The 1,165-nt window shown below is 57.8% G+C and carries 3 protein-coding genes; all 3 read right to left on the minus strand.

Annotated features, from left to right (window positions below):
- Positions 1 to 2 precede the first annotated feature (2 nt).
- The gene (locus G3446_RS26800; RefSeq protein ID WP_245232839.1) at positions 3 to 197 is read right to left on the minus strand and encodes a tyrosine-type recombinase/integrase; all 195 of its coding nucleotides are present in this window, start codon (positions 195 to 197) and stop codon (positions 3 to 5) included.
- Positions 198 to 422: 225 nt separating this feature from the next.
- Entirely contained in the window at positions 423 to 659 is a 237-nt protein-coding gene (locus tag G3446_RS29395) for a type II toxin-antitoxin system MqsA family antitoxin (RefSeq protein ID WP_164456696.1), read from the minus strand.
- Positions 652 to 939 (minus strand): DUF4258 domain-containing protein, encoded by a 288-nt coding sequence (locus G3446_RS26810; protein WP_209262666.1) that lies wholly within the window; start codon positions 937 to 939, stop codon positions 652 to 654. The genes G3446_RS29395 and G3446_RS26810 overlap by 8 nt, the downstream gene beginning before the upstream one ends.
- Between the last annotated feature and the right edge of the window lie 226 nt (positions 940 to 1,165).

Below are 1,165 nucleotides of genomic sequence, written 5' to 3' on the forward strand. Positions count from 1 at the left end.
GCTTAGTCATGGGTCACCTCCAACTGGGCGATGATGTCCAGCGCCCCTTCGCCCTCACGGGCACTGGGCAGCCAATGGACGTAGCGCAGCGTGGTGTGGATGCTCTGATGGCCGAGCAGGCGTTGCAGCCGCTGCACCGGCAGCCCCGCGGCCAGCTGATGCATGGCCACGATCATGCGTTGGCGCAACGCTGTCATCGTCCGGTCCTCTGTCAACGACCCCGATTGGGTCATGGCGAGTGTGGACGACGAGGCGTGGAAGCGCTGTCAGGCGCGGGCGAGTGACGAGCGTCCGCAAAGCCCCGCGGAGCGGATTAGTTCAACGTCAACCACAGCCCGCGCCGAACTGCGGCCTGAGCGAGAGCAAAGGCCGCAGTTCGGCGTCGGAGCTGGTGGGCTTGTTGGGCTTCAATCGCGTTACCTTTAAGCGAAGTGGGCGACCCGGACGGGTTTGGAAACAGAGAACGCTGCACGGTGGAGTTTGATTCTTTCGATTTCGTGCATCGTTTCGGCGGTCATGTAACTCTCGCCGCAGTGTGAGCAACTTACAACGGGAATATCCTCTATTACCAAGAGGTCGCTACCCTTCCCGAAGCTTCGAGTCACTTTTCGGACCACCGCTTCGGCGGCTCCGCAAATATCGCAAATTTGACTAGCCATAAATATCTCTGAAGACAGTGACGATTACGAGCTTGCCCGTTGGGCCGAGTTTGACAACGGCAAAAGCGTTATCTCCGTCCAGTGTGGGTCCACGAATAAGCACTTTGGTTTCGGGCGGGTCCTTATCTTTCTGCCTTTCAACTAGTTCTCCAGCGAGGATCAACCGCTCTACATCGAAGATAGTCAAACTGTCGTCGTCCATCTCTTCGGCCGCATGCACAGTAACGACATAGTGATTCGTGCGCACGCATTCCCTGATTTGTCCGACAGTGGGCTTCATTTACGCGACGTGAATCTCTTCAGTAGCCCAACTGGATCCGGGTAGATTCTGTCTAGCACGCTTCCCCTTGACTCCTCAAGTCAAACCGACTCCGGACAACCGCGGAAAACCTCCCATCAACCCTGACGTTGAAGGCCTCAACGGGTTCCACCGCGAAGCCTCGAAGCACAAGTCCCGCTGTGCTAGGCGGAAACGACCTCGGCAGACAGACGCTTGCCAATGGCGG

Source organism: Thiorhodococcus minor (assembly GCF_010820565.1).
Classification (GTDB): Bacteria; Pseudomonadota; Gammaproteobacteria; order Chromatiales; family Chromatiaceae; genus Thiorhodococcus; species Thiorhodococcus minor.

Bases quoted from the DNA above. Each gene is read 5' to 3' on its own strand.
- G3446_RS29395 (WP_164456696.1), bottom strand. From the start codon at position 659: ATGGCTAGTCAAATTTGCGATATTTGCGGAGCCGCCGAAGCGGTGGTC.
- G3446_RS26800 (WP_245232839.1), bottom strand. From the start codon at position 197: ATGACAGCGTTGCGCCAACGCATGATCGTGGCCATGCATCAGCTGGCC.
- G3446_RS26810 (WP_209262666.1), bottom strand. From the start codon at position 939: ATGAAGCCCACTGTCGGACAAATCAGGGAATGCGTGCGCACGAATCAC.